At 66.5% G+C, this 5,920-nt stretch carries 6 protein-coding genes and 1 pseudogene; 5 read left to right on the forward strand and 2 right to left on the reverse strand.

Annotated elements, in window-relative coordinates; genetic code table 11:
• The 4 genes from ACPGXI_RS17155 to ACPGXI_RS17170 all read left to right on the forward strand — a co-directional run.
• A partial coding sequence (locus ACPGXI_RS17155) for a cytochrome c biogenesis CcdA family protein (protein WP_526655086.1) occupies positions 1 to 761 on the forward strand: 761 nt, incomplete at its 5' end.
• On the forward strand, positions 761 to 2,386 hold the full coding sequence (resB, locus tag ACPGXI_RS17160) for a cytochrome c biogenesis protein ResB (RefSeq protein WP_526655088.1): 1,626 nt from the start codon (positions 761 to 763) through the stop codon (positions 2,384 to 2,386). The genes ACPGXI_RS17155 and resB, both read left to right, overlap by 1 nt.
• Positions 2,383 to 3,483 (forward strand): c-type cytochrome biogenesis protein CcsB, encoded by a 1,101-nt coding sequence (gene ccsB / locus ACPGXI_RS17165; RefSeq protein ID WP_526655090.1) that lies wholly within the window; start codon positions 2,383 to 2,385, stop codon positions 3,481 to 3,483. Before resB ends, ccsB begins: the two co-directional genes overlap by 4 nt.
• 50 nt (positions 3,484 to 3,533) lie before the next feature.
• A complete protein-coding gene (locus ACPGXI_RS17170; protein WP_526655092.1) occupies positions 3,534 to 4,664 on the forward strand; it encodes a MinD/ParA family ATP-binding protein in 1,131 nt (376 codons plus the stop codon).
• Between the two features lie 24 nt (positions 4,665 to 4,688).
• Here the strand turns inward: ACPGXI_RS17170 and ACPGXI_RS17175 are convergent, their stop codons facing one another.
• Positions 4,689 to 4,853 carry a hypothetical protein gene (locus ACPGXI_RS17175; protein ID WP_526655094.1) on the reverse strand — a complete coding sequence of 55 codons (165 nt, stop codon included), beginning with the start codon at positions 4,851 to 4,853 and terminating at the stop codon, positions 4,689 to 4,691.
• Positions 4,854 to 4,928: 75 nt separating this feature from the next.
• Between ACPGXI_RS17175 and ACPGXI_RS17180 the strand changes: the two are divergent.
• Positions 4,929 to 5,204 (forward strand): annotated as a pseudogene (locus tag ACPGXI_RS17180) (DUF4229 domain-containing protein); the annotation flags it as partial.
• 166 nt (positions 5,205 to 5,370) lie between these two features.
• Here the strand turns inward: ACPGXI_RS17180 and menA are convergent.
• Positions 5,371 to 5,920 (reverse strand): 1,4-dihydroxy-2-naphthoate octaprenyltransferase (gene menA / locus ACPGXI_RS17185; protein WP_526655096.1); only part of this gene is annotated, 550 nt, incomplete at its 5' end.

Genomic DNA, 5,920 nt, shown 5'->3' on the forward strand with positions numbered 1-5,920 from the left:
CGCTCGCGGGCTTGGTGTCCTTCGCCTCGCCCTGCGTGATTCCGCTGGTACCCGGGTACCTGTCCTATTTGGCCGCCGTGGTCGGCGTCGACCCCAAACAGACGTCAACCCATGCCGGGTCTGCGTCCGTTCCATCTCCCGGCGCTCCGCTTGCCCCAGCCGCGCTGCGCGGGACTCGACTGCGAGTGGCCGGCGCGGCGGCCTTGTTCGTCGCCGGTTTCACGGTGGTGTTCGTGCTCGGCACCGTCGCGGTGTTGGGAATGACAACGACGCTGATCACCAATGGGCTTCTCCTGCAGCGGATCGGCGGCGTGATCACCATCGTGATGGGGCTGGTCTTCATCGGTTTGGTTCCGGCGCTGCAGCGTGACACCCGGTTCACCCCGAGGCAGCTGTCCACCCTCGGCGGCGCTCCGCTGCTGGGCGCGGTGTTCGCGCTGGGATGGACTCCTTGCCTGGGGCCGACGCTCACCGGCGTGATCGCCGTCGCGTCGGCGACCGAGGGCAGCAACGTGGCCCGCGGCGTCGTGCTCGTGGTCGCCTACTGTCTCGGATTGGGTATCCCGTTCGTGTTGCTGGCCTTCGGCTCGGCCCGCGCCGTCGCCGGGCTGGGCTGGCTGCGCCGCCATACCCGCACGATTCAGATATTCGGCGGCGTCATGCTGATCCTGGTGGGCACGGCGCTGGTCACCGGATTGTGGGCCGAGTTCGTGTCCTGGGTTCGCGACGCGTTCGTCAGCGACGTGAGGCTGCCGATCTGATGCCCGGTCGCGGCCGCCCGCTCGCGCTAGTACGCAACACGTGGCGCACCCTGACCTCCATGGGGACAGCGCTCGTGCTGCTGTTTCTGCTCGCGCTCGCGGCGATACCGGGCGCGCTGCTGCCGCAGCGGAACCTCAACGAGGCCAAGGTCGCCGAGTACATCGCCGCGTATCCGACCATCGGTCCGTGGCTGGACCGAATGCAGGCCTTCGACGTCTTCTCCAGCTTCTGGTTCACCGCGATCTACGTGCTGCTCTTCATCTCGCTGGTGGGCTGCCTGACACCGCGACTGTTCGAGCATTTTCGTAGCCTGCGAGCAGCACCCGTGGCTGCACCGCGCAACCTGGGCCGACTGCCCAAACACCACATCGCTGAGGTGCCCGGCAGCGCAGATGTTGCCGAACTCACCGCGGTAGTCGACACGCGGCTTCGCGGCTGGCGTCGCGTCATCCGACCGAGCGGCGACGGTGACACTGAAATCGCCGAAAGCAGGGAAATTTCGGCAGAGAAGGGCTACCTGCACGAGTTCGGGAACATAGTTTTTCACTTCTCGCTGCTTGGTCTGCTGGTCGCGATCGCCGCCGGAAAACTGTTCAGCTACGAGGGCAATGTCATCGTCATCGCCGATGGCGGACCAGGATTCTGTTCGGCATCACCAGCGGCCTTCGACTCCTTCCGGGCGGGAAACACCGTAGACGGAACATCGTTGTACCCGATCTGTGTGCGGGTCAATGACTTCGAATCCAAGTATCTGCCCAATGGTCAGGCGGTTTCCTTCCAGGCCGACATCGAGTACCAGGCCGGCGACGACCTCGACACCGGCGTGTGGCAGCGGTATCTGTTGAAAGTCAATGAGCCGCTGCGCGTCGGTGGCGATCGGATCTACCTGCAGGGGCACGGCTATGCTCCCACGTTCACCGTCATCTTCCCCGATGGCCAGATCCGTACCCAGACTTTGCAGTGGCGGCCAGACGATCAGATCACGTTCTTGTCCTCGGGTGCGATGCGCTTCGATCCGCCCGGCGGTACCTATGTCGACGAACGGGAGCGCCGCAAAAACCAGATCGCGATTCAGGGGTTGTTCGCGCCGACCGGGCAACTCGACGGCACCCTGCTGTCGTCCAGCTTTCCCGCCCTGAACGACCCGACCGTGGCCATCGATGTCTACCAAGGTGACACCGGCCTGGACACCGGGCGGCCGCAGTCACTGTTCTCCCTGGATCCACGCATGATCGAGCAGGGCCGGCAGGAGAAAGTAGCGCGCGTCAACCTGCGCGCCGGCGAGGACACCGGTCTCGACGACGGCACCGTCGTCCGATTCGACGGCGCCGAGCGGTTCGTGAACCTCCAGGTCTCCCACGACCCGGCCCAGATCTGGGTGCTGGTGTTCGCGATGACCATGATGACCGGGTTGCTGGTGTCGTTGATCGTGCGGCGCCGCCGTCTCTGGGTGCGGTTGTCCCAGGGCTCTGCGGGTACGGTGAATGTCGAGTTGGGCGGCCTGGCCCGCACTGACAATTCGGGGTGGGGCGACGAGTTCGAGCGGCTGACCGGGCGGCTGCTGGCGGGCCTCGATCCGGGCAGCGAAGAGACGAGCGAAGAGAAGAAAGCGGACCGGGAATGAACACCACCGACATCGACACCGGGCTCGCCCGCTACTCGGACTGGGCGTTTACGTCGTCGGTGCTGGTGCTTCTGGCCGCGCTGCTGCTGCTCGCCATCGAGCTGGCCTACAGCCGGAGCCGCAGGGTCGAGACCCGGGAGTTGGTGGCGGCCGGAGCCGCCCCGGCGGCGACTTCGGGTCACGGAGCCGCCCCGGCGGCGACTTCGGGTCACGGAGCCGCCCCGGCGGCGACATCGGGTCACGGAGCCGCCCCGGCGGCGACATTGGGTCACGGAGCCCCGGTGGACGCCAACAGTGCGACCCCCGGCGTCGTCGTCGACGTTCCACGCCGTTCGGTCCACGAGCGCATCGGCGCGGCCGGACTTGCCCTGGTCTACCTCGGAATCGCGCTGCTGCTGGGCTGCATCGTGTTGCGCGGCCTATCCACCTCGCGGGTGCCGTGGGGCAACATGTACGAGTTCATCAACCTGACGTGTTTCTTCGGCCTGGTGGCCGCAGCTGTCGTGCTGCGCCGACCGCAGTACCGTTCGTTGTGGGTGTTCGTTCTCGTTCCGGTGTTGATTCTGCTCACGGTCTCGGGTCGCTGGCTGTACTCGAATGCCGCGCCGGTGATGCCCGCCCTGCAGTCCTACTGGCTGCCGATCCACGTGTCGGTGGTGAGCGTCGGATCAGGGGTGTTCCTGGTCGCCGGAGTTGCCAGCGTCCTGTTCCTGCTCAAGATGTCACGTCTGGGCGACCCGGGTCGCTCGGATGTGCTGGGGCGCATCGTGCAGAAACTTCCGGACGCCCAGGTCCTTGACAGGATCGCCTATCGCACAACAATTTTCGCTTTCCCAGTCTTCGGCTTCGGGGTGATCTTCGGCGCTATCTGGGCCGAGGAGGCTTGGGGCCGCTACTGGGGCTGGGACCCCAAGGAGACGATGGCGTTCATCGCCTGGGTCATCTACGCGGCCTACCTGCACGCCCGCTCCACGGCGGGCTGGCGGGACCGAAAAGCCGCGTGGATCAACGTCGTCGGCTTGATTGCGATGATATTCAACCTGTTCTTCATCAACCTGGTCACCGCCGGACTGCATTCGTACGCCGGCGTCGGCTGAGCTGCAACGCGGTCACACTGGCCGGCGCCGCGAAGAGAGGGGATCAACCGTTGTCTGACCTGCCGGGTAGTTTTCGGGCGCAGCAACGGTTCATTGACCCCGCAGCCGCCGTGCCTGCTGAGTGGACGGCTCCGACGCCACCACACGGAACGTCGCCCCCTTTGTCGACCGGGCGGGTGCCGAACCCCGAACCGGGACTTCCCGAGGCGAGTGAATCCGATCCGCCGCCCTACTTCGACCTTTCGACGGTTGCGTTGCTGGGCAAGGCCAGACGCGCTCCCTCGGCCGGCTGGCGGAAGTGGGTGTACTGGGCCTCAGCCCGGCTGATCGACCCCGGCGAGAGCCCTAAGGTGATGCGCCACGACAGGTTGGTCGCCCAGGTGCAACGCCCGCTGCGCGGGTGCTATCGGATTGCCCTGCTCTCCCAGAAAGGCGGTGTCGGAAAGACGACCATCACCGCGACGCTGGGCGCGACATTCGCCACGACGCGCGGGGATCGGGTAGTCGCTGTGGACGCCAACCCTGACCGGGGCACCCTGAGCCAGAAAGTGCCGTTGGAGACACCGGCGACCGTGCGCCACCTGCTGCGCGACGCGGAGGGAATCGCGGCCTACAGCGATGTCCGGCACTACACGTCACAGGGTCCAAGCCGCTTGGAGGTGCTCGCGTCGGAGAGCGACCCCGCAGTGTCCGAGGCCTTCAGCTCCGACGACTACACCCGCACCCTGGAAGTGCTGGAGCGGTTCTACAGCCTGGTGCTCACCGACTGCGGCACCGGAATGCTGCATTCGGCGATGTCGGCGGTGATCGAGAAGGCCGACGTGCTGGTGGTGATCAGCTCGGGTTCGGTGGACGGAGCGCGCAGCGCGTCAGCAACGCTGGACTGGTTGGAGGCCCACGGACACGAGGACATGGTGACCAACTCGATCGCGGTGATCAACGGCGTACGCCCCCGGTCGGGCAGGGGCACCAAGGTTGATCTGGACAAGGTGATCGACCATTTCGCCCGGCGTTGTCGATCGGTGCGCCAGGTACCGTTCGACCCGCACTTGGAAGAAGGTGCCGAGATCAGTCTGGACCGGCTACGTCCCCAGACCAGGGAGTCGCTCATCGAACTGGCAGCAGTGGTGGCCGACGGCTTTCCGGGCGCAGGACGAAGCGGCAACCCGCAAGCCGACTAACTCAGCAGGGCAGTCACTGTGCTGTCAGGACCGCGGCTGGTCGTCGTGCGGATTGATCCGTCGCAGAAAATCCGGATCGTCGTCGGGCCCGATCACCCGGGTGCGCGGTCGATTCGCGGCCATCCGCGAAACGCGCCAGCCGACGTAGACCAGTAGGGCCAAGACGATAATCAGGAGCAAATACGCCACTCGAAACCTCCTTCCCACCAATATACGCGTCGTGAGTAGGCTCGGTCGGTGACTGATGGACGGCCCGGATCCCGCATGCTGCTCGACGTTCTTTCCTATGTCGCGGCCCGACTGGGGCTTGTCGTCGTGGTGACCGCGGTGATCGTCGGCGCCGGACACCTGCTCGGGCTGCGCGATTTCCCAGTGGTGGTGGCGTTGCTGTTCGGCATCGTGATCGCGCTGCCGCTGGGTATCTGGTTGTTCGCACCACTGCGACGGCGGGCCACCGAGAGCATCGCGACGCTTGATGCGCGGCGCCGCCGTGACCGCGAACAGTTGCAAGCCAGGCTGCGCGGCGACGGCGATCCCAAGAAGAGCGATCCCAAGAAGAGCGATCCCAATAAAGCGGGGCCCAAAAAGGGCGAACCCAAAAAAGCGGGACCCAAGAAGGGCGACGGCCCGGACGCGTGACGGTCGGTGCGCGCCACGAATCGGGCGCGCAAACCGAGTCCCAGCGTCGCAGAGCGCGCCCGACCGCTTAGCCGAGCACCAGCGCGGCGGCCACCGCCAGCGCCCATACCAGCATGGTCAGGCCGGTATCGCGCAGCACCGGGATCAGATCCTTGCCCACGAGACCGGTGCGCACCGGCTTGGCGGCGCGCACCGCCAGCGGCAGCGCGACCAGTCCGGCGGCACACCACGGCGATGCCAGCGTCAGCACCAACGTCAGCGCGAAGGCCACCGCCAGCAGCCCCTGGAACAGCATCCGCGTGTTGGCGTCACCGAGCCGGACGGCCAGCGTGATCTTGCCGGACTGGGTGTCGGTGGGGATATCGCGAAGATTGTTGGCCACCAGCACCGCCGCGGACAGACACCCGGTCGCGACGGCGAGCGCCGCGCCTACCCAGTCCACCCGGAGCGCCTGGGTGTACTGCGTGCCCAGCACCGCGACGAGCCCGAAGAACACGAACACGGCGACCTCGCCGAGACCCAGGTAGCCATAGGGCTTGGCGCCGCCGGTATACAGCCACGCCCCGGCGATGCACGCCGCGCCGACGGCGATCAGCCAGGGCGCGCTGAACCACGCC

This window comes from Mycobacterium sp., assembly GCF_049608025.1.
In the GTDB taxonomy this organism is placed as follows: domain Bacteria; phylum Actinomycetota; class Actinomycetes; order Mycobacteriales; family Mycobacteriaceae; genus Mycobacterium.

Excerpts from the sequence above, each read along its gene's own strand:
- resB (WP_526655088.1), top strand. The coding sequence starts at position 761 with ATGCCCGGTCGCGGCCGCCCGCTCGCGCTAGTACGCAACACGTGGCGC.
- ccsB (WP_526655090.1), top strand. The coding sequence starts at position 2,383 with ATGAACACCACCGACATCGACACCGGGCTCGCCCGCTACTCGGACTGG.